Annotated in this window: 19 protein-coding genes and 1 riboswitch; of the genes, 10 read left to right on the top strand and 9 right to left on the bottom strand. The window is 61.1% G+C overall.

What is annotated here, in order from left to right; translation table 11 throughout:
- Positions 1-64: 64 nt before the first annotated feature.
- Positions 65-910: a methylenetetrahydrofolate reductase [NAD(P)H] gene (metF, locus tag GIW02_RS07115; RefSeq protein ID WP_236418419.1), complete on the bottom strand. Its 846-nt coding sequence runs from the start codon at positions 908-910 to the stop codon at positions 65-67.
- 176 nt (positions 911-1,086) lie between these two features.
- Positions 1,087-2,496, bottom strand: coding sequence for an adenosylhomocysteinase (gene ahcY / locus GIW02_RS07110; RefSeq protein WP_236418417.1), 1,410 nt, complete (start codon positions 2,494-2,496; stop codon positions 1,087-1,089).
- 21 nt (positions 2,497-2,517) lie between these two features.
- A riboswitch (S-adenosyl-L-homocysteine riboswitch) is annotated at positions 2,518-2,623 on the bottom strand.
- A 198-nt stretch (positions 2,624-2,821) separates the two neighbouring features.
- On the opposite strand from ahcY, the gene GIW02_RS07105 reads away from it, so the two are divergent.
- Both GIW02_RS07105 and GIW02_RS07100 read left to right on the top strand, forming a co-directional pair.
- Positions 2,822-3,226 carry an acyl-CoA thioesterase gene (locus tag GIW02_RS07105; RefSeq protein WP_456361612.1) on the top strand — a complete coding sequence of 135 codons (405 nt, stop codon included), beginning with the start codon at positions 2,822-2,824 and terminating at the stop codon, positions 3,224-3,226.
- A gap of 76 nt (positions 3,227-3,302) precedes the next feature.
- Positions 3,303-4,190 carry a formate/nitrite transporter family protein gene (locus tag GIW02_RS07100; protein WP_236418415.1) on the top strand — a complete coding sequence of 296 codons (888 nt, stop codon included), beginning with the start codon at positions 3,303-3,305 and terminating at the stop codon, positions 4,188-4,190.
- Here the strand turns inward: GIW02_RS07100 and GIW02_RS07095 are convergent.
- On the bottom strand, positions 4,184-5,443 hold the full coding sequence (locus tag GIW02_RS07095) for a cation:proton antiporter (protein ID WP_236418413.1): 1,260 nt from the start codon (positions 5,441-5,443) through the stop codon (positions 4,184-4,186). The two genes, GIW02_RS07100 and GIW02_RS07095, sit on opposite strands and share 7 nt — an antisense overlap.
- 194 nt (positions 5,444-5,637) lie before the next feature.
- On the opposite strand from GIW02_RS07095, the gene GIW02_RS07090 reads away from it, so the two are divergent.
- A complete protein-coding gene (locus GIW02_RS07090) occupies positions 5,638-6,024 on the top strand; it encodes an MAPEG family protein (protein ID WP_236418412.1) in 387 nt (128 codons plus the stop codon).
- Between the two features lie 297 nt (positions 6,025-6,321).
- Here GIW02_RS07090 and mltA read toward each other — a convergent pair whose 3' ends face one another.
- Positions 6,322-7,527, bottom strand: coding sequence for an MltA domain-containing protein (mltA, locus tag GIW02_RS07085; protein WP_236421805.1), 1,206 nt, complete (start codon positions 7,525-7,527; stop codon positions 6,322-6,324).
- 128 nt (positions 7,528-7,655) lie between these two features.
- Between mltA and GIW02_RS07080 the strand changes: the two genes are divergently transcribed.
- Positions 7,656-8,105, top strand: a complete 450-nt coding sequence (locus GIW02_RS07080; protein WP_236412934.1) for a cytochrome c — start codon at positions 7,656-7,658, stop codon at positions 8,103-8,105.
- Between the two features lie 6 nt (positions 8,106-8,111).
- Here the strand turns inward: GIW02_RS07080 and GIW02_RS07075 are convergent, their stop codons facing one another.
- The 5 genes from GIW02_RS07075 to GIW02_RS07055 all read right to left on the bottom strand — a co-directional run bounded on the left by GIW02_RS07075 (position 8,112) and on the right by GIW02_RS07055 (position 13,127).
- Positions 8,112-8,507: a DUF1090 domain-containing protein gene (locus GIW02_RS07075; protein ID WP_236412936.1), complete on the bottom strand. Its 396-nt coding sequence runs from the start codon at positions 8,505-8,507 to the stop codon at positions 8,112-8,114.
- 70 nt (positions 8,508-8,577) lie between these two features.
- Entirely contained in the window at positions 8,578-10,242 is a 1,665-nt protein-coding gene (gene ligB / locus GIW02_RS07070) for an NAD-dependent DNA ligase LigB (RefSeq protein WP_236412938.1), read from the bottom strand.
- Between the two features lie 95 nt (positions 10,243-10,337).
- Positions 10,338-10,688, bottom strand: coding sequence for a hypothetical protein (locus GIW02_RS07065; RefSeq protein WP_236412940.1), 351 nt, complete (start codon positions 10,686-10,688; stop codon positions 10,338-10,340).
- 233 nt (positions 10,689-10,921) lie between these two features.
- Positions 10,922-12,112, bottom strand: a complete 1,191-nt coding sequence (metK, locus tag GIW02_RS07060) for a methionine adenosyltransferase (protein WP_236412942.1) — start codon at positions 12,110-12,112, stop codon at positions 10,922-10,924.
- Between the two features lie 19 nt (positions 12,113-12,131).
- Positions 12,132-13,127, bottom strand: a complete 996-nt coding sequence (locus GIW02_RS07055) for a metalloregulator ArsR/SmtB family transcription factor (RefSeq protein ID WP_236412951.1) — start codon at positions 13,125-13,127, stop codon at positions 12,132-12,134.
- 259 nt (positions 13,128-13,386) lie between these two features.
- Between GIW02_RS07055 and tkt the strand changes: the two genes are divergently transcribed.
- From tkt to fba, 6 genes are all read left to right on the top strand, one after another.
- Complete coding sequence (gene tkt, locus GIW02_RS07050) at positions 13,387-15,384, top strand: transketolase (RefSeq protein ID WP_236412961.1); 1,998 nt, start codon at positions 13,387-13,389, stop codon at positions 15,382-15,384.
- A 166-nt stretch (positions 15,385-15,550) separates the two neighbouring features.
- Positions 15,551-16,606 carry an erythrose-4-phosphate dehydrogenase gene (gene epd / locus GIW02_RS07045; RefSeq protein WP_236412963.1) on the top strand — a complete coding sequence of 352 codons (1,056 nt, stop codon included), beginning with the start codon at positions 15,551-15,553 and terminating at the stop codon, positions 16,604-16,606.
- Positions 16,607-16,623: 17 nt separating this feature from the next.
- On the top strand, positions 16,624-17,787 hold the full coding sequence (locus tag GIW02_RS07040) for a phosphoglycerate kinase (RefSeq protein WP_236412966.1): 1,164 nt from the start codon (positions 16,624-16,626) through the stop codon (positions 17,785-17,787).
- Positions 17,788-17,816: 29 nt separating this feature from the next.
- The gene (locus tag GIW02_RS07035) at positions 17,817-18,044 is read left to right on the top strand and encodes a hypothetical protein (RefSeq protein ID WP_236412968.1); all 228 of its coding nucleotides are present in this window, start codon (positions 17,817-17,819) and stop codon (positions 18,042-18,044) included.
- 62 nt (positions 18,045-18,106) lie between these two features.
- Positions 18,107-18,442: an MliC family protein gene (locus GIW02_RS07030; RefSeq protein ID WP_236412970.1), complete on the top strand. Its 336-nt coding sequence runs from the start codon at positions 18,107-18,109 to the stop codon at positions 18,440-18,442.
- Positions 18,443-18,704: 262 nt separating this feature from the next.
- Positions 18,705-19,769, top strand: a complete 1,065-nt coding sequence (gene fba, locus GIW02_RS07025; protein ID WP_003177554.1) for a class II fructose-bisphosphate aldolase — start codon at positions 18,705-18,707, stop codon at positions 19,767-19,769.
- Positions 19,770-19,788: the final 19 nt, after the last annotated feature.

The raw sequence follows: 19,788 nt of genomic DNA, 5'->3' as shown, positions 1-19,788 counted from the left end.
CCGGGGGGATGTGAACAAAAAAAGCCCCCGTATAAACGAGGGCCTGATGCAGCTTGAACAGGCCTCAGCGCGGCAGCTTGAGGTTGTTCCAGATGGCAAGGCTCGGTTCAGCCTGGTTCAGGGTATAGAAGTGCAACCCAGGTGCGCCACCTTGCAACAATTCTTCACACATTTTGCTGATGACCTGTTCGCCGAACGCCTGGATGCTCTTGACGTCGTCGCCATAGGCTTCCAGTTGCTTGCGCACCCAGCGTGGGATCTCGGCACCGCAGGCGTCGGAAAAGCGCGCCAGCTTGCTGTAGTTGGTGATCGGCATGATGCCCGGCACGATCGGGATGTTCACACCCATGGCCCGTACACGCTCGACGAAGTAGAAGTAGCTGTCGGCGTTGAAGAAGTACTGGGTGATTGCGCTGTCGGCACCGGCGTTGGCCTTGCGCACGAAGTTCTGCAGGTCGTCTTCGAAGTTGCGCGCCTGGGGGTGCATCTCCGGGTAAGCCGCCACTTCGATATGGAAGTGATCGCCGCTTTCTTCACGGATGAAGCTCACCAGGTCATTGGCGTAGCGCAGCTCGCCGCTGGCCATGCCCATGCCGGACGGCAGGTCGCCACGCAGGGCGACGATGCGTTTGATGCCGGCTTGTTTGTATTGGGTCAGCAGGCCGCGCAGGTCGTCCTTGCTGTCGCCCACGCACGACAAGTGCGGAGCGGCGGGAACTTTGACTTCACTTTCCAGCTGCAACACGGTGTTGATCGTGCGATCACGGGTCGAGCCGCCGGCGCCGTAGGTGCAAGAAAAGAAGTCGGGGTTGTAGCTGGCCAACTGCTTTGCAGTTGCCATCAGTTTTTCATGCCCAGCATCGGTCTTGGTCGGGAAGAACTCGAAGCTGTAGCGACGGTCTTGGGACATGGTAATACCCTTTGAAGCTCAGAATACCGAAGTGTGTACACCGTCAATGTGGGAGCGTGCTTGCTCGCGAAAGCGGTGACTCAGTCAACATTTACGGTGACTGACACACCGCTTTCGCGAGCAAGCACGCTCCCACACAGAAGCCCGCTCCACAGGGGGAGCGGGCAACGGGCCGATCAGTAGCGGTAAGCGTGCGGCTTGAACGGACCTTCGACGGTCACGCCGATGTAGTCGGCCTGGGTCTTGGTCAGTTGAGTCACTACGCCGCCGAAGCCGCGGACCATCTCCAGGGCCACTTCTTCGTCGAGTTTCTTAGGCAGTACTTCTACGGTCAGGCGCTCGGCTTTCTGGGCAGGCGACAGGTCGGCGTATTTCTGGCCGAACAGGAAGATCTGCGCCAGTACCTGGTTGGCGAACGAACCATCCATGATGCGGCTTGGGTGACCAGTGGCGTTGCCCAGGTTAACCAGACGGCCTTCGGCCAGCAGGATCAGGTAGTCATCGTTCTGCGGGTCGAAATCACCAGCGCCGGTACGGTGAACCTTGTGTACCTGTGGCTTCACTTCTTCCCATGCCCAGTTCTTGCGCATGAAAGCGGTGTCGATTTCGTTGTCGAAGTGACCGATGTTGCAGACTACTGCGCGCTTTTTCAGGGCAGCGAGCATGTTGGCGTCGCAGACATTCACGTTACCGGTGGTGGTCACGATCAGGTCGATCTTGCCCAGCAGGGCCTTGTCGACGCTGGCGGCGGTGCCGTCATTGACGCCATCGATGAATGGCGAAACCACTTCGAAACCGTCCATGCAGGCTTGCATGGCGCAGATCGGGTCTACTTCGGAGACTTTAACGATCATGCCTTCCTGACGCAGCGACTGGGACGAACCCTTGCCCACGTCACCGTAGCCGATGACCAGCGCTTGCTTGCCCGACAGCAGGTGGTCGGTGCCGCGCTTGATGGCATCGTTCAGGCTGTGACGGCAGCCGTACTTGTTGTCGTTCTTGCTCTTGGTCACCGAGTCGTTGACGTTGATGGCCGGGATTTTCAGCTCGCCCTTGGCCAGCATGTCCAGCAGGCGGTGTACGCCGGTGGTGGTTTCTTCGGTCACGCCGTGGACGCGGTCGAGGATCTGCGGGTACTTCTTGTGCAGCAGCTCGGTCAGGTCGCCGCCGTCGTCGAGGATCATGTTGGCATCCCAAGGCGCGCCATCCTTGAGGATGGTTTGCTCCAGGCACCACTCGTACTCTTCTTCGGTCTCGCCTTTCCAGGCGAATACCGCGATACCGGCAGCAGCAATAGCAGCAGCGGCCTGGTCTTGAGTCGAGAAGATGTTGCAGGACGACCAACGTACTTCGGCACCCAGGGCAACCAGGGTTTCGATCAGCACGGCGGTCTGAATGGTCATGTGGATGCAGCCGAGGATCTTGGCGCCTTTGAGCGGCTGCTCAGCGGCGTACTTGCGGCGCAGACCCATCAGGGCAGGCATTTCGGATTCGGCGATAAAGGTTTCGCGACGGCCCCAGGCGGCGAGGGACATGTCGGCGACTTTGTAGTCGGTGAAATCTGCAGGCGTGTTGACAGCGCTCATGAAGAGCCTCCATTCGTAGTGTGCGAATGGGCGCCGTTGTGCGTTTAGTATCCAGCTGTGTAACCAGGCCGGACAACGCCCCATCCGAGCCTGACAGGTTGAACCTGCTGCAGCGCCCCTCGGACAGGTGGCGGGAGAACGGTATCAATTGAGGATGACCGTTTTGAAACGGGGGCGATTATAGCCGTGTGCGCCCGACTTCCCAAGCCTTTCTGTCGGCGACATGAAGATCGCTCATCGGCTTGATAGGCAATGGCGCATAGAGCTTGGGCCCTCGCTCTGCCATGATGTTGCCCATCATTTCGCACGACGCTTTGGAGTGACCATGAACTTCCACACCCGCAAATGGGTAAAACCCGAAGACCTCAACCCCAACGGCACCCTGTTCGGCGGCAGCCTGCTGCGCTGGATCGACGAAGAAGCGGCCATCTACGCCATCGTCCAACTGGGCAACCAGCGCGTGGTGACCAAGTACATCTCCGAAATCAACTTCGTCAGCGCCTCGCGCCAGGGCGACATCATCGAGCTGGGCATCACCGCCACCGAGTTCGGTCGCACCTCCATCACCCTGACCTGTGAAGTGCGCAACAAGATCACCCGCAAAAGCATCCTGACCGTGGAAAAAATGGTCTTCGTCAACCTCGGCGAAGACGGTTTGCCGGCGCCCCACGGGCGTACCGAGATCAAATACGTGAAGGACCAGTTCCAGGAAGACGGCATCCCCGAGTAATCCTGGGCCGGGCCAGTGAACGCTCTTGACCGGCCATAGGTCGTACCTGAACACCGCCCCCCGTTCAGGTATCACCATGGCCACGCAAGCAGACGGCAAGACCCCCAACCTGTCCCAGGAAGAGCAACACGACGTCGACAAGAACCAGCCGCCCCGCGCGGCGGTCTTGCATGAAATCATCCGCACCCAGGGCGACCAGGAACTGGAGCGCAATGTGGCGGCACTGTGGTGGTCGGCGCTGGCCGCCGGCCTGACCATGGGCCTGTCGCTGATGGGCATGGGCCTGCTGAACTCACGTCTGCCGGACGGCGAAGGGTTCAAGGTCATCGCCAGCTTTGGCTATTGTGCGGGGTTTCTGGCGGTCATCCTGGCGCGCCAGCAACTGTTCACCGAAAACACCCTGACCGCTGTGCTGCCGGTGATGAGCAAGCCGACCCTGGCCAATGCCGGGCGTTTGCTGCGTCTATGGTCGGTGGTGCTGGTGGGCAATCTGTGCGGCACGTTGCTGGTCGCGTACGTGATGCTGCACTTGCCGATCTTCGACACCAAGACTGACCTGGCCTTTCTCGAGATCGGGCGCAAGGTCATGGAAAACGACTCCGGCCAGATGTTTGCCAAGGGCATTATTTCCGGCTGGATGATCGCCACCATGGTGTGGATGATCCCGTCCATGGAAAACGCGAAGATGTTCATCATCATCCTGATCACGTACCTGATGGCGCTGGGGGATTTCACCCATATCGTGGTCGGCTCGGCGGAAGTGTCTTACCTGGTGTTTGCTGGTGAGTTGCCGTGGAAGGACTTCTGGCTGGTGTTTGCCGGCCCGACCCTGGCCGGCAACATCATCGGTGGCAGCTTTATCTTCGCCCTGATCAGCCACGCGCAGATCCGCAGTGAAAGCAGCCTGCCGGGCAAGCAGGCTGCGGACCCGCGGCATCCGCAGCAGATCAAGAAGGATCAGTGATGCTCAGGCGTGGCCTGGGGTTCGTCCCGGGTCACGCGCTTGACCAGCTTGCCGATGGTCAGGCCCTGCAACAGGATCGACGACAACACCACGATGTAGGTGATGCTCAGTAACAGGTCACGCTCCGGGCCCAGCGGCAAGGCCAACGCCAGGGCCACCGAAACCCCGCCGCGCAAGCCGCCCCAGGTCAAGATGCGGATGGTGCCGCGTGGCACGGTGCGCCAGCGGCGCAGCAAGAGGATCGCCGGGGCCACGGTGAGCAGGCGTGACAGCAGGATCGCCACCGCCAGCAAGCTGGCGGCGAACACATGCAGCCAGTTGAACGGCAACAGCAGCAGCTCCATGCCAATCAGCGCGAACAGCAGGGCGTTGAGCATGTCATCGAGCAGCTCCCAGAAGCCGTCCAGGTAGCGGCGGGTCATGTCGTTCATCGCCAGCTTGCGCCCCAGGTTGCCGATGATCAGGCCCGCCACCACCATCGCAATCGGCGCGGAGACGTGCAGCTCGGTCGCCATCGCCGAACCGCCGATGACCAGGGCGAGGGTTAGCATCACTTCGATCTGATGCTGCTCGATGCTCTTGATCATCAGGTACACCAGGTAGCCGATCAGCCCGCCAAACACCACGCCGCCAATCGCCTCGTGGGCGAACAGCATGGCGGTGGCGCTTACGGTGGGTGTTTCACCCAACTGCGCGATACCCAGCAAAACGGTGAACACCACCACTGCCGTGCCGTCATTGAACAGCGACTCGCCGACGATCGTGGTTTTCAGGGGCTTGGACGCGTTGGCGGTTCGCAGCACGCCCAATACCGCAATCGGGTCAGTGGGCGAGATCAGTGCGCCGAACAGCAGGCAGTACAGGAAGCTCACGTGCCAGCCGAACAAGGCAAAGATGTAGTACGCCAGGCTGCCGATCACCACGGTGGCGATCAATACGCCGAACGTCGCCAGCAGGCCGATGGGCCAGCGGTAGCTGCGCAGGTCGTTGAGGTTGACGTGCAAGGCACCGGCGAACAGCAGGAATGAGAGCATCCAGTTCATCAGCAAATCGCCGAAGTCGATCTGGCCGATCAGTTGCTGGATGCGCTCTTCCAGGCCTGGATAGCCGAGAAAGCTCAAACCCTGCAGGATCAGCGAAAACACCAGGGCCGTGACCATCACACCGATGGTGGGCGGCAGGCCGATAAAGCGGAAGTTCACATACGTGAGCAGTGTGGTGAGGCAAATAAAGGCGGCGACAAGTTCAAGCATCCGGGGTCCTTGGGAGGTGGGTGACGGTTCGGTAATGGGTGGATGGACCGCGCGTGCGGCCCGATGTTGCACGACGCGATAGAACCTTTCGGTGCGCGGCGTGCTCATAGCCGTTAAGTGCGGCTTGGCAGTTTTAGTGCTAAAACTCTAATTTCTGCTTCAAATTAAAAAGAAAACTACAAAAGGAATCAGTGATGACGGCGGCTTTCTGGTGTGTGTTGATCGCAATTTTTCTGCCTTACCTGTGTACGGGGGTGGCCAAGTTCAGCCAGGGCACATTCGGCCCCCGACAGAACCATGATCCGCGTGCTTTCCTGGATGGCCTGCAAGGCTTCGCCAAGCGTGCCCACAGCGCGCAACTCAACGGCTTTGAAGTGACCCCGGCATTTGCGGCAGCGGTGATTATCGCGCACATCGCCGGCACGGCCGAGTTGGTGACCATCAATGTACTGGCCGTGTTGTTTGTTACCAGCCGCCTGCTGTACATCATTTGCTACCTGGCCGACTGGGCGATACTGCGCTCGCTGGTGTGGGCCGTGGGCATGGCGTTGATCGCAAGTTTCTTCTTTGTTTCGATCTGAGGCCTGACGCGGACTTTCTGTTGTAGGGGTTTATGTGCTTTCTGCTGCAGGGGGGGTTATGTGCTTCTGCTGTAGGGGGTTATGTGAGGAGGGTTATGTGGCGAGCGGGCTTGCCCGCGTTGGGCTGCGCAGCAGCCCCAAACCCTACACCGCGGTTTTTACTCGATCACCGCGTCGCATGAACCAGGGGCGGCTTCGCCACCCAATGCGGGCAAGCCTGCTCGCCACAAAAGTCTGCTTGGCACAACAGCTCGCTTGGCACAACAAAGCCCGCTCGGCACAGAAAAAAGCTGCGCCTCAGGTGCCGGCAGGCACGTCAGGCGCGTCCGGCACTTGCGGCAGCGCCGCGCCTTTGGGCCACAGCATCCAGATCTGCCCCTGCTGCTTCATGTTCCCCGCCAGTTCCCCCGCCGCCTCGCCGGCGCCCCAGAACAGATCCGCGCGCACTTCACCGGTGCTTGCACCGCCGGTGTCCTGCGCCGCAACCGGCCGCGCAATCGGCGAGCCGTCCGGCTTGGTGGTGGACAGCCACAACAGGCTGCCCAGCGGAATCACCTTGCGATCCACCGCCACGCTGTAGCCAGCGGTCAATGGCACGTTCAGCGAGCCACGCGGGCCTTCATTGCTGTCGGGGCGCGCGCTGAAAAACACGTAGCTGGGGTTGCTCGCCAGCAGTTCCGGGATGCGTTGCGGGTTGGCCTTGGCCCAGGCACTGATAGCGCCCATGGTCACGTCTTCTTTCTTCAACTCGCCTTGCTCCACCAGCCAACGGCCAATGGGGCGATAGGGGTAGCCGTTCTGGTCGCCATAACCGACGCGCAGTTGGCGCCCACCCTTGAGCTGAATCCGCCCCGAGCCCTGGATCTGCAGGAACTGCAGGTCCATTGGGTTGGTCAGCCAGGCGATTGGTTTGGCGGTGGAACCCTGGCCGTTGATGGCGCTGGCATCGTCATACGGCTTGAGCACGCGCCCTTCGAGGCGACCGCGCAGGCGTTTGCCCTTGAGTTCGGGGTAGATGCTCTCAAGGTTGACGATGATCAGGTCGTCCGGCACGCCGTACACCGGCACGTTTGCGGTGGCGGTTTTGGTCAGACTGCCGGGGTAGACCGGTTCGTAGTAGCCGGTGATCAAGCCGTTGGGGGTGTTGTCCGCAGAGCGCAGGCCGAACACATCCAGGCGCTCCTTGAGAAAGCCGCGAACCGCCACCGCATTGCCCGGCACCGTGGCCGCCGCCGCGCAGGTTGGCCCCCATACCGGGTCGGCCTTGAGGCGTTGGCAGGCGCTGCGCCAGGACTCAAACCCGGCCAGCAGGTCGCTGTCGGACACGGCCGGCAGGGCTTCCCAGGGGGCGCTGACATACGTGGCAACGGCATGGGGTTTTTCCGGCTCCGGTTTGGCAGCGTCTTTGCCGGCGTCTTTGCCCGCATCGCAGCCAGCCAACAGCGCGATCATCGGCAGAGCCAGCGCCAGGCGGCGGCTCCAGGGTTTGAAAAGGCTGTTCATACAGGTAATTCCTGAAGCGATTGCCCGCGCGTCAACGCCGTCGAGCAACCCTTATTATTAATAGGGCTATTGGTCTTTACGGGCGGGGCGAGGATACTGGCCGCCGTTTCCCGTGACCCTGAGCCACCATGACTTTTAAAAAACTGATCGTTGTATTGCTGGCCTGTCTGAGCCTGTCCGCCTGCGGCGGTGTCGACCCCAATTCCCCGCTGGGTCAACGCAAAGCGATTTTCAAACAGATGCTCAAGACCGGCGAAGACCTGGGCGGCATGCTGCGTGGGCGCATCCCTTTCGACGGTGAAAAGTTTGCCCAGGGCGCGGTCAAGCTGGATGCGCTGTCCCATGAGCCGTGGCAGCATTTCCCGAGCGTGCGCGAAGAAGACCACACCAGCGCCAAGGACGATGTCTGGCAACAACAGGCACGCTTCCAGGCGCTGGCCCGTGACCTTGAAGCGGCCACCGGTGAATTGGTGATCGCAAGCAAGGTCCAGCCATACCAGACCAGCCGCCTGGGCCCGGCGGTGCAGAAAGTCGAAGATGCCTGCAGCGCCTGCCATAAACAGTTCCGCGACCACTGACCGGTCTTACTGGTCGAGTTCTTCCACGGCGTCCTGCAGATCTTTACGTGATTGTGCGAGCTTATCTTTGCGTTTGTTGATCTTGTCTGCGTCGCCTTTTTTCATGGCCTTGTCGAGGTCGGCCTGACGACGGCTGACTTCGTGCTTGGCGTCGAGCACCTTGTTCTCACGTTCCTTGCGCAACGAAGCGTCGGTGCAGTTGGCGGTGACTTCACTAAGGGCTTTTTCCAGGCCGGCCTGTTGCGCGCTGTTGCCATGGGCCTTGGCCTGTTCGATCTGGGTACTGATGGCCTGGCGCTTGGCGGCGCAGCCCGTGAGTTGGGGCGCTTCTTCGGCCGCCAGCAAAGGCGTGGCCATGAAGCCTGCGACGGTCAGCAAGGCAAAGGGGGCTAAAAATTTCATAGGTAACTCCAAGGTCGCAATCTGATGGCAGGGTGAATTCTGCCGCGGTTTAAAGGTGGCGGGGTCGGGCTCAAAAACCGTCTACCCCGGCCACATGTAATGTTTCTGCCAAAGCCTGTACGTGCGGGTCGCGAAAAAAGGCGCTCAGTTGCGCCGCGCGGCCCGGGCCGATGCCGTCAGTGGCCCGCCAGGCTTGGGTGTCTTTGGCGACCAGCGTCTGCCAGCCACCGTTCAGGTCATTGCGTGCCGCAGGCGGTATGCCCAGCGCCTTGAGCCATTGAGCAAAGGGGCGTTGCCGCGCGCTGTGCAGGCTGTCGAGTACTCGCGCACGGCTGCGATCACCCAAGCCATCAATGGTAGCAAGCTCTGCCGCATCCAGGGTCAACCAATCGAGAAAGCCTACAATCAGCCCGGCCTGGATCAATGTTCGCCATGTCTCACGCCCCACATAGGGCAAGGCCAGCCCCTGGTTGCCGCTCAGCCAGGTGAGGCGCGCCAGCAGTTGTTCCTCGCACCCGGGCTCGAGTTGCCAACAGCTCAAGGCGTGAAAATCCAGCGGGTTGGGTACTGCCAGGTCAGCCCTGGTGGGTGTACGCAGGATCACCTGCTCCAGCTGGGGGATCACCTGACCGGCCAGGCTGATGGCTACCTGGTCCCCGGGGCGTATATCCAGGGCTTGCCAGCGATTGAGTGAGCCGACGCTGACCCGGCGGATCTGCCGGTCGCCCAGTTGCACCGGCTCCAGCTCCAGCATGGGTGTGATGCGCCCGGTGCGGCCGATATTGAAATGCACGTCGCGCACCTGCGCCAGGGCCTTGGCCGCTGGGTATTTCCAGGCGACTGCCCAGTAAGGCGTGCTGGCCTGCCAGCGCTTGGCCGGCGCGCGTTGGGCCTGGTGCAGCACTACACCGTCGCTGGCGAAGGGCAGCGGATGCGCGTACCAATAGGCGCGCCAGTGCGCGGCTTGGGTGATGCCCTGAATGGGCTGGCTATAGCGCTGGCTGTCGCTGAAGCCCCAGCGGGCAAGCCGGGCGAGGCGCTCTGCAAAGGGCTCGGGGCCCTCGGGCCAGGCCCAGACGAACAGGCCGATGCCTGCCGCATCGATGTCACTCAGCTGTCGACGGTTCATCAGCCCGGCTACCTTGCTGCGGGCATTGCGCCCACCGTGAGTCGATTGCACGTGCTGGTCGAGGCGCCAATACAGCTCGCCTTGCAGCACCAGGTCGATAGGCTCCGACAGTTGCTGGACCACGCCGGGGAGCTTGCGCGCGGAGGTTGACCAGTCCTGGCCGAGCACCCCATCGCCACGGCTGATGACTTGCTCCAGCCGGCCCTGGCGGTACACCAGGGTGACCGCCACGCCGTCGACCTTGGGTTGCACCCAGACATCGTGGCGACTGCCCAACCAGGCAGCGACGGCCTGCTCGTCCAGCAGTTTTTCCAGGCCGGTATGCACGACCGGGTGAGGCAGGCTGCCACGGACACTGGCCAAGGGGTTATCTGGCGCGCCAGCGGGTTGGGGGAAACATCCGCGCCACTGCGCGAGGCGTTGGCGAGCCTGGTCGTAGAGTTCATCGCTGATCGGGGTTTGGCCGAGCCGATGGTAGCTGTCGTCCCATTGGCGAATCTGTTCGGCCAGGGCGCCGGCCTGGGCTCGGACCTCATCGGGGCAACCTGCGGCCCAGCTCCAAAGGGGTAACGCACTGAACAGCAGAGCAATCAGTAAACGCATCATGAGCATCCTTGCTCGAAAAGGAAGCCCAGCCTAAAGGATCCACTGGCGCACAAAAAAGCCCCGACAGTGCGGGGCTTTTTACCGGGTGTTTCTATTTACTTGAACAGACCGCCCAGGGCTTTCACTGCATCAGGCTTATCAGCCTTGGCTTCCTGGGTTTGCTGCTTGGCGTCGGCTTTGGCCTGCGCTTGGGCAAGTTTGTCACAACCTTTGTTGATCTGCTCTTGCGCTGCTTTGAAGGCCTTCACTTTCAAGGTGTCTTTGCTGGCTTCGGCGGTATCGATCTTGGTTTGCAGGTCAGCCGATTGCTTTTGGCAGTCGCCGGAGTTGCCGCCGCCCAGTTGGGAGCTCAGGGCGCCACTCAGTGCGCTCAGGTCGGCGGAGTGGGCCGGCAGGGCGAACAGGCTGAGCAGCAGGGCGGCAGGGGCGAGCGTGGAAATGCGCATGAAAAACCTCAATGTTCGATTGCCTGCACGCGTGTCTATCCCGGGCTGATGCAGGGCAATATCCAAATAAGGTAGAGGGCCCGAGAGGGCGCGGATTCTAGTGGGCCATTATTTTGCCTGCAAGCTTTGGATCCAAAAAATGTGAACACGATCGGAACATTGTCGTGCAAAGCGCCGGGGCACAAAAAAGCCCCGCCGGGCGAACCCGGCGGGGCTTGGTGAACCGTGAGCGATTACAGGCCTGCAGCAGTGCGCAGGTCGTTGGCTCGGTCGGTTTTTTCCCAGGTGAAGGTGGTGAAGGTGTCGTTACCGACAGTCTTCTGCTCTGGCGTACGACCGAAGTGGCCGTAGGCAGCGGTTTCCTGGTACATCGGGTGCAGCAGGTCGAGCATGGTGGTGATCGCGTAAGGGCGCAGGTCGAAGATTTCGCGCACCAGTTTTACGATCTTGTCATCGCTGATCTTGCCGGTGCCGAAGGTGTTCAACGAGATCGACGTAGGCTGGGCTACACCAATGGCGTAGGAAACCTGGATCTCGCAACGCTCGGCCAGGCCGGCGGCAACGATGTTCTTGGCCACGTAACGACCGGCGTAGGCGGCCGAACGGTCAACCTTGGATGGGTCTTTACCCGAGAACGCGCCACCGCCGTGACGGGCCATGCCGCCGTAGCTGTCGACGATGATCTTGCGACCGGTGAGGCCGCAGTCGCCCACCGGGCCACCGATGATGAACTGGCCAGTCGGGTTGATGTGGAACTGGGTGTCCTTGGTCAGCAGTTCGGCTGGCAGCACGTGCTTGACGATCAGCTCCATCACGCCTTCACGCAGGTCAGCGTAGGAAACGTCAGGGTTGTGCTGGGTCGACAGTACGACAGCGTCGATGCCGACGACTTTGCCGCCTTCGTAGCGGCAGGTCACCTGGGACTTGGCGTCCGGGCGCAGCCAAGGCAGCAGGCCGGATTTACGGGCTTCGGCCTGGCGCTGTACCAGCTGGTGCGAGAAGGTGATCGGTGCAGGCATCAGCACGTCGGTTTCGTTGCTGGCGTAGCCGAACATCAGGCCCTGGTCGCCGGCGCCCTGATCTTCAGGCTTGGCACGGTCAACACCTTGGTTGATGTCGGGCGATTGCTTGCCGATGATGTTCATCACGCCGCAGGTCGCGCCGTCGAAGCCGACGTCGGAGCTGGTGTAGCCGATGTCGGTGATCACGTCACGAACGATCTGCTCCAGGTCAACCCAGGCGGTGGTGGTGACTTCGCCAGCGATGATCGCTACACCGGTTTTCACCAGAGTCTCGCACGCCACACGGGCGAACTTGTCTTCAGCAATGATGGCGTCCAGCACCGCATCAGAAATCTGGTCGGCGATTTTGTCCGGATGCCCTTCAGACACGGACTCGGAGGTGAAAAGGGAGTATTCGCTCATCTCGATGTTTTCCTGATTTTTACCGATGGTGAGTGTCGCCAGCCGGCCGCTGAAAATGGCGGACCTGAATCTGGAAACCATTGCGTAAGCCTACATAGAGGCTTTCCCCGGGAACGAGTCCCGCAGCGGTGGCCCAACGGGCCAGATCGTCCTGTTCAAAACCCAACCAGAGATCACCGCAGGCCTCCTTGGCCCAACTCTGGTTGTGGCTGCATAAATCCGTAACCAGCAGGCTACCGCCGGGGTGCAGCAACCCGGCCATTTGCTTGAGGGCGTCGGCGGGGGCGGCGAAATGGTGCAAGACCATGTTCAACACCACGCAGTCAGCCTTGATTGTCGGGCTATTCAATGCGTCGGCCAGCTGCAGGCTGACGTTGCCCAGCGACTCGCGTTCGCACAGTTGGCGTGCCAGTTCGAGCATCGCCGGGCTATTGTCCAGCGCCGTGACCTGTTGGAAACGGCGCGCCAGGTCTGGCAGGAAGCCGCCATCCCCAGGGCCGACTTCCAGCGCCGTCGCCTCATTACTCAAGCTCAGCTTGTCGAGCAACGCCAGTACGCTGTCGCGGTATTGCGGCAGGCCGGCGATCAGGTCCTGCTGGGCGCGAAATTTCTCTGCAACCCGAGCGAAAAAGTCCTGGCTCGCCGCCGCACGTTGCCGATGCACTTGGCTGATGCGCGACTGCACATCGTGCGGCAGGCTCAGGCTGTCCACTTCGTCGAGCAGGGCGGCGTGCAGCTTGCCGCCGAGCAGGTCGGTATGGGGCAGGGCGCGGCGGTAGAAAATTGCATTGCCTTCGCGGCGCGTCGCCACCAGGTCGGCCTGGGCCAGCACTTTAAGGTGATGGCTCATGCCCGACTGGCCGATGGCGAAGATCTGCGCCAGTTCCAGTACGCCAAAAGAGTCGTTGGCCAGTGCGCGCAATACGTTCAGGCGCAACGGATCACCAGCGGCCTTGCACAAGGCTGCCAGGTCATCGCCGTCGTCAGGACGCAGGGAGGGCACGGGTAGGTTCATAAGGCCAGCAGTCTAGTGACGGGTGGAAATCCCTGCAAGGCCAATATCAAAAAGTTTTGATATTGATCGATAAGTGGCGGTTATATGCAGCCGCTATAACCTTTAGACGAACACGTGGCCGATTTCTGCAAGGGATTGCCGCGCAAACCACAGGAAAAACACCCACAAGTGACTATCTGTCATTGCCCGCAGGCGGTGGCTGAGGGAAAATGCCGGTCCTTTTTTCCGTTTCTTTTCAGCAAACCCCAGGAGATCAGCGATGCCCAGCCGTCGTGAGCGTGCCAACGCCATTCGTGCCCTCAGCATGGATGCCGTGCAAAAAGCCAACAGCGGCCATCCCGGTGCCCCGATGGGCATGGCGGATATCGCCGAGGTACTTTGGCGTGACTACCTGAAACACAACCCGAGCAACCCGTCGTTCGCCGACCGTGACCGCTTCGTGCTGTCCAACGGCCATGGCTCGATGCTGATCTACTCGCTGCTGCACCTGACCGGCTACGACGTCACCATCGATGACCTCAAGAGCTTCCGCCAGCTGCACAGCCGCACCCCGGGCCACCCGGAATTCGGCTACACCCCAGGCGTCGAAACCACCACCGGTCCCCTGGGCCAAGGCCTGGCCAATGCTGTGGGCTTCGCGCTGGCGGAAAAAGTATTGGGCGCGCAGTTCAACCGTCCTGGCCACAACATCGTCGACCACCACACCTATGTGTTCCTGGGTGATGGCTGCATGATGGAAGGCATTTCCCACGAAGTCGCTTCGCTGGCCGGTACCCTGGGCCTGGGCAAGCTGATCGCCTTCTACGATGACAACGGTATCTCCATCGACGGCGAAGTCGAAGGCTGGTTCACCGATGACACCCCCAAGCGTTTCGAAGCCTACAACTGGCAGGTGATCCGCAACGTCGACGGCCACGATCCGGAAGAGATCAAGACCGCCATCGACACCGCGCGCAAAAGCGAGCAGCCGACCCTGATCTGCTGCAAGACCACCATCGGCTTCGGTTCGCCGAACAAGCAAGGTAAAGAAGACTGCCACGGCGCCCCACTGGGTGACGCGGAAATCGCCCTGACCCGCGAAGCGTTGAAGTGGAACCACGGCCCGTTCGAAATCCCGGCTGATATCTACGCCGAGTGGGATGCCAAGGAAAAAGGCCTGGCGGCCGAAGCCGAGTGGGACCAGCGTTTCGCTGCCTACTCCGCCGAATTCCCGGAGCTGGCCAACGAGCTGGTACGTCGTCTGGCCGGTGACCTGCCTGCCGACTTCTCGGAAAAAGCCTCGGCCTACATCGCCGAAGTCGCGGCCAAGGGCGAAACCATCGCCAGCCGTAAAGCCAGCCAGAACACCCTGAACGCCTTTGGCCCGCTGTTGCCTGAGATCCTCGGCGGTTCGGCTGACCTGGCCGGTTCCAACCTGACGCTGTGGAAAGGCTGCAAAGGTGTCTCGGCTGAAGACGCCAGCGGCAACTACATGTACTACGGCGTGCGTGAGTTCGGCATGAGCGCCATCATGAACGGCGTGTCCCTGCACGGTGGTCTGGTGCCTTACGGCGCGACCTTCCTGATGTTCATGGAATACGCCCGCAACGCCGTACGCATGGCCGCGCTGATGAAAAAACGCGTGATCCATGTGTACACCCACGACTCCATCGGCCTGGGCGAAGACGGCCCGACGCACCAGCCGGTCGAGCAATTGACCAGCCTGCGTACCACGCCAAACCTGGATTGCTGGCGCCCAGCCGACGCGGTGGAATCCGCCGTGGCCTGGAAGCACGCCATCGAACGCAAGGACGGCCCTTCGGCGCTGATCTTCTCGCGTCAGAACCTGCAGCACCAGGTGCGTACCGATGCACAGATCGCCGACATCAGCCGTGGCGGCTACGTGCTCAAGGACTGCGTCGGCGAGCCGGAGCTGATCCTGATCTCCACCGGTTCCGAAGTGGGCCTGACTGTTCAAGCCTACGACAAGCTGACTGCGCAAGGCCGCAACGTACGCGTTGTGTCCATGCCGTGCACCAGCGTGTTCGAAGCCCAGGACGCCGGCTACAAGCAATCGGTGCTGCCGTTGCAGGTCAGCGCGCGTATCGCCATCGAAGCGGCTCACGCCGACTACTGGTACAAGTACGTGGGCCTGGAAGGCCGCGTCATCGGCATGACCACCTACGGTGAGTCGGCGCCGGCGCCAGCATTGTTCGAAGAGTTCGGTTTCACCCTGGAAAACATCCTGGGTCAGGCTGAAGAGCTGCTGGAAGACTAAGGCTGTAGATTGAGGTGGCTGCGCTGGCCTCTTCGCGAGCAAGCCCGCTCCCACACTTGAATGGGTTCACCACTCTAACTGTGTGAACCCGATCAAATGTGGGAGCGGGCTTGCTCGCGAAAGCGGTCCGACAGCCACCCCTTTACCCAAGGTAATCGAGAACCCCATGCCTCAACCGCGTCCCTACAAAGTTGCACTCAACGGCTACGGCCGCATTGGTCGTTGCGTCTTGCGTGCTCTGTTCGAGCGAGGGGCGGCTGCCGGGTTTGAGATTGTCGCAATCAACGATTTGGCCGACATGGCCAGCATCGAATACCTGACACGCTTTGACTCCACCCACGGCCGGTTCCCCGGCGAAGTGCGAGTGGAAGGCGACTGTCTGCATATCAACGGCGACTGTGTAAAAGTCTTACGCAGTGCCACCCCCGAGGGCATCGACTGGGCGGCGCTGGGCGTGGACCTGGTGTTGGAATGCTCCGGTGCTTACCACACCCGTGCCGATGGCCAGCGTTTTCTCGACGCCGGCGCACCGCGTGTGCTGTTTTCCCAGCCGATGGCCAGCGAGGCGGATGTCGACGCCACCATCGTCTACGGCATCAACCAGGATTGCCTGACCGGCGATGAGCTGCTGGTGTCCAACGCTTCCTGCACCACCAACTGCAGCGTGCCGCTGCTGCGCCTGCTGGATCAGGCGATTGGCCTGGATTACGTGTCGATCACCACGATTCACTCGGCGATGAACGACCAGCCGGTGATCGACGCCTATCATCATGAAGACTTGCGCCGTACGCGTTCGGCGTTCCAGTCGGTCATTCCGGTGTCTACCGGCCTGGCCCGGGGCATCGAGCGGCTGTTACCGGAACTTGCCGGGCGAATTCAGGCCAAAGCCGTACGTGTGCCGACGGTGAACGTGTCCTGTCTGGACATCACCATGCAAACCGTCAGTGACACCGATGCCACCGAGGTCAACCGGATCTTGCGCGACGCCGCCACCAGCGGCCCGCTCAAAGGCCTTTTGGCCTACACCGAGTTGCCGCACGCCAGTTGTGATTTCAACCATGACCCGCATTCGGCGATTGTCGATGCCAGCCAGACCCGCGTTTCCGGCCCGAGGCTGGTGAACATCCTGGCCTGGTTCGACAACGAATGGGGGTTTGCCAACCGAATGCTCGACGTTGCGGAACATTATCTGCATATCGCCTCTAAACAACCTCAACAGTAATTCAGGAACTGCCCCCCATGACCGTGTTGAAGATGACCGACCTCGATCTGCAAGGTAAGCGCGTACTGATTCGCGAAGACCTCAACGTCCCAGTCAAGGACGGTGTTGTCACCAGCGATGCGCGAATCCTGGCCTCGCTGCCGACCATCAAGCTGGCCCTGGAAAAAGGCGCGGCCGTGATGGTCTGCTCCCACCTGGGTCGCCCGACCGAAGGTGAGTTCTCCGCCGAAAACAGCCTCAAGCCTGTAGCCGACTACCTCAGCAAAGCCCTGGGCCGCGACGTGCCGCTGGTGGCTGATTACCTGGGTGGTGTGGACGTGAAGGCCGGCGATATCGTGCTGTTCGAGAACGTGCGCTTCAACAAAGGCGAGAAAAAGAACAGCGACGAACTGGCCCAGCAATACGCGGCCCTGTGCGACGTGTTCGTGATGGACGCGTTCGGCACCGCCCACCGCGCTGAAGGCTCCACCCACGGCGTAGCCAAGTTCGCCAAGGTCGCTGCGGCAGGCCCGCTGCTGGCCGCCGAGCTGGACGCACTGGGCAAGGCCCTGGGCGCGCCTGCACAACCGATGGCTGCCATCGTTGCCGGTTCCAAAGTGTCCACCAAGCTGGACGTACTCAACAGCCTGAGCCAGATCTGCAACCAGCTGATCGTCGGTGGCGGCATCGCCAATACCTTCCTGGCCGCAGCCGGTCATCCGGTGGGCAAGTCCCTGTACGAGCCGGACTTGCTCGACACCGCCCGCGCCATCGCGGCCAAGGTCAGCGTGCCGCTGCCGGTGGACGTGGTCGTCGCCAAGGAATTTGCTGAAAGCGCCCAAGCCACCGTCAAGCTGATCGCTGACGTGGCTGCCGACGACATGATCCTGGATATCGGCCCACAAACCGCGGCCAACTTCGCCGAGCTGCTGAAAGCTTCCCAGACCATTCTGTGGAACGGCCCGGTCGGTGTGTTCGAGTTCGACCAGTTCGGCAATGGCACCAAAGTGCTGGCCAATGCGATTGCCGAAAGCTCGGCCTTCTCCATCGCCGGCGGCGGCGACACCCTGGCGGCCATCGATAAATATGGCGTTGCTGACCAGATCTCCTACATTTCTACCGGTGGCGGCGCGTTCCTCGAATTCGTCGAAGGCAAAGTACTGCCAGCCGTTGAAGTGCTGGAAACCCGAGCCAAAGGCTGAGGCGCGTGGTCCGGAAAAGGAGCATTCCCATGATCAAGTCGTTGGTACTGGTGATCGCAGCGGGCCTGTTGGCCGGCTGCGGCAGCACGCCAAGCGCGACACCGCAGGCCGGAGAGCCTGTGCCTGCGCAAAAAAAGAGCTGCTACCAGGCTGACTGGCAAGCCGAAACCATGCCGGTGATCAACAAGCGCATCGGCAACGAGCGGTTGGAGAAATACGACGCCGCGCCCAACGGTCAGGAACAGGGTTGCCCTTGATGGGTCTGATCAACTAACCGACAGCAGTGGCGGCCTATTGGGCCGTCGTTCGAGGATTGGCAATGAAAGGCGTTTTCGCCCTGGCAGCCCTGGCCCTACTGGCCGGTTGCAGCAGCATGAACATGTTCAACAGCCAGGCGCAGCCGGCTGATAAATGGACGACCTGGACCTGCGACAGCAAGGCCGAGGTGACCTGGCGCTTTGCCAATCAGGCCAAATCCGAGGTGGATGTACGCCTCGGTGGTTCCGACCAGGTTTACCGCCTCAAACAGGACGTTGCCGCCTCTGGCGTGCTGTACAGCAACGACCAGTTGGCGTTTCACACAAAAGGTGAGGAAGGCCTGGTTTACTGGGTCGCCACCGATGATTTGATCGGGCGAGGCTGCAAGGCCCAGTAAGGTCTCAAATTTGATGAGATCCAAATGTGGGAGGGGGCTTGCTCCCGATTGCGGTGAGTCAGTCACCTAAGTCAGCAACTGAAAATCGCTATCGGGAGCAAGCCCCCTCCCACATTGATTTGGTTCCAAATGGCGAGCCGGACACTGCAATAACGATTCAGCACGTCAGATGCACAAACCCTGACCTGCAATAACTTGAATAGCAGCCACCGCTACGGCAGGCTTGCACGATTAACGACCCTCGACCGGGAGAGACAACACAATGGCACTTATCAGCATGCGTCAAATGCTGGACCACGCAGCCGAGTTCGGCTACGGCGTTCCAGCCTTTAACGTCAACAACCTTGAGCAGATGCGCGCCATCATGGAAGCCGCTGACAAGACCGACTCCCCCGTGATCGTCCAGGCTTCGGCCGGTGCGCGCAAATACGCTGGCGCCCCGTTCCTGCGTCACCTGATCCTCGCCGCAATCGAAGAATTCCCGCACATCCCGGTGTGCATGCACCAGGACCACGGCACCAGCCCTGACGTGTGCCAGCGCTCGATCCAACTGGGCTTCAGCTCGGTGATGATGGACGGCTCCCTTGGCGAAGACGGTAAGACCCCGACCGACTACGAGTACAACGTCCGCGTTACCCAACAAACCGTAGCCATGGCTCACGCCTGCGGCGTTTCGGTTGAAGGCGAGCTGGGCTGCCTGGGTTCCCTGGAAACCGGCATGGCCGGTGAAGAAGACGGTATCGGCGCCGAAGGCGTGCTGGATCACAGCCAGATGCTGACCGACCCGGAAGAAGCCGCGGACTTCGTCAAGAAGACCCAGGTTGACGCCCTGGCCATCGCCATCGGCACCAGCCACGGCGCCTACAAGTTCACCAAGCCGCCTACCGGCGACGTGCTGGCTATCGACCGTATCAAGGAAATCCACAAGCGCATCCCTAACACTCACCTGGTGATGCACGGTTCTTCCTCGGTACCGCAAGAGTGGCTGGCGATCATCAACCAGTACGGCGGCGACATTAAAGAGACCTACGGCGTACCGGTTGAAGAAATCGTCGAAGGCATCAAGTACGGCGTGCGCAAGGTCAACATCGACACCGACCTGCGCCTGGCATCCACCGGTGCGATGCGTCGCCTGATGGCCACCAACCCGAGCGAATTTGACCCACGTAAATTCTTCGGCGCCACCGTAACCGCGATGCGTGATGTCTGTATCGCGCGTTACGAAGCCTTCGGTACCGCGGGCAACGCTTCGAAGATCAAGCCGATCTCCCTGGAAGCGATGTACCAGCGCTACCTGAAAGGTGAGTTGAACGCCAAGGTCAACTAAGCCTCAGGCGTTAATAAAA

The organism is Pseudomonas syringae (assembly GCF_021606685.1).
Taxonomy (GTDB): Bacteria; Pseudomonadota; Gammaproteobacteria; order Pseudomonadales; family Pseudomonadaceae; genus Aquipseudomonas; species Aquipseudomonas syringae_R.
Note: the sequence above shows the minus strand (reverse complement) of the source record. Positions and strands in the feature narration are given on the sequence as shown.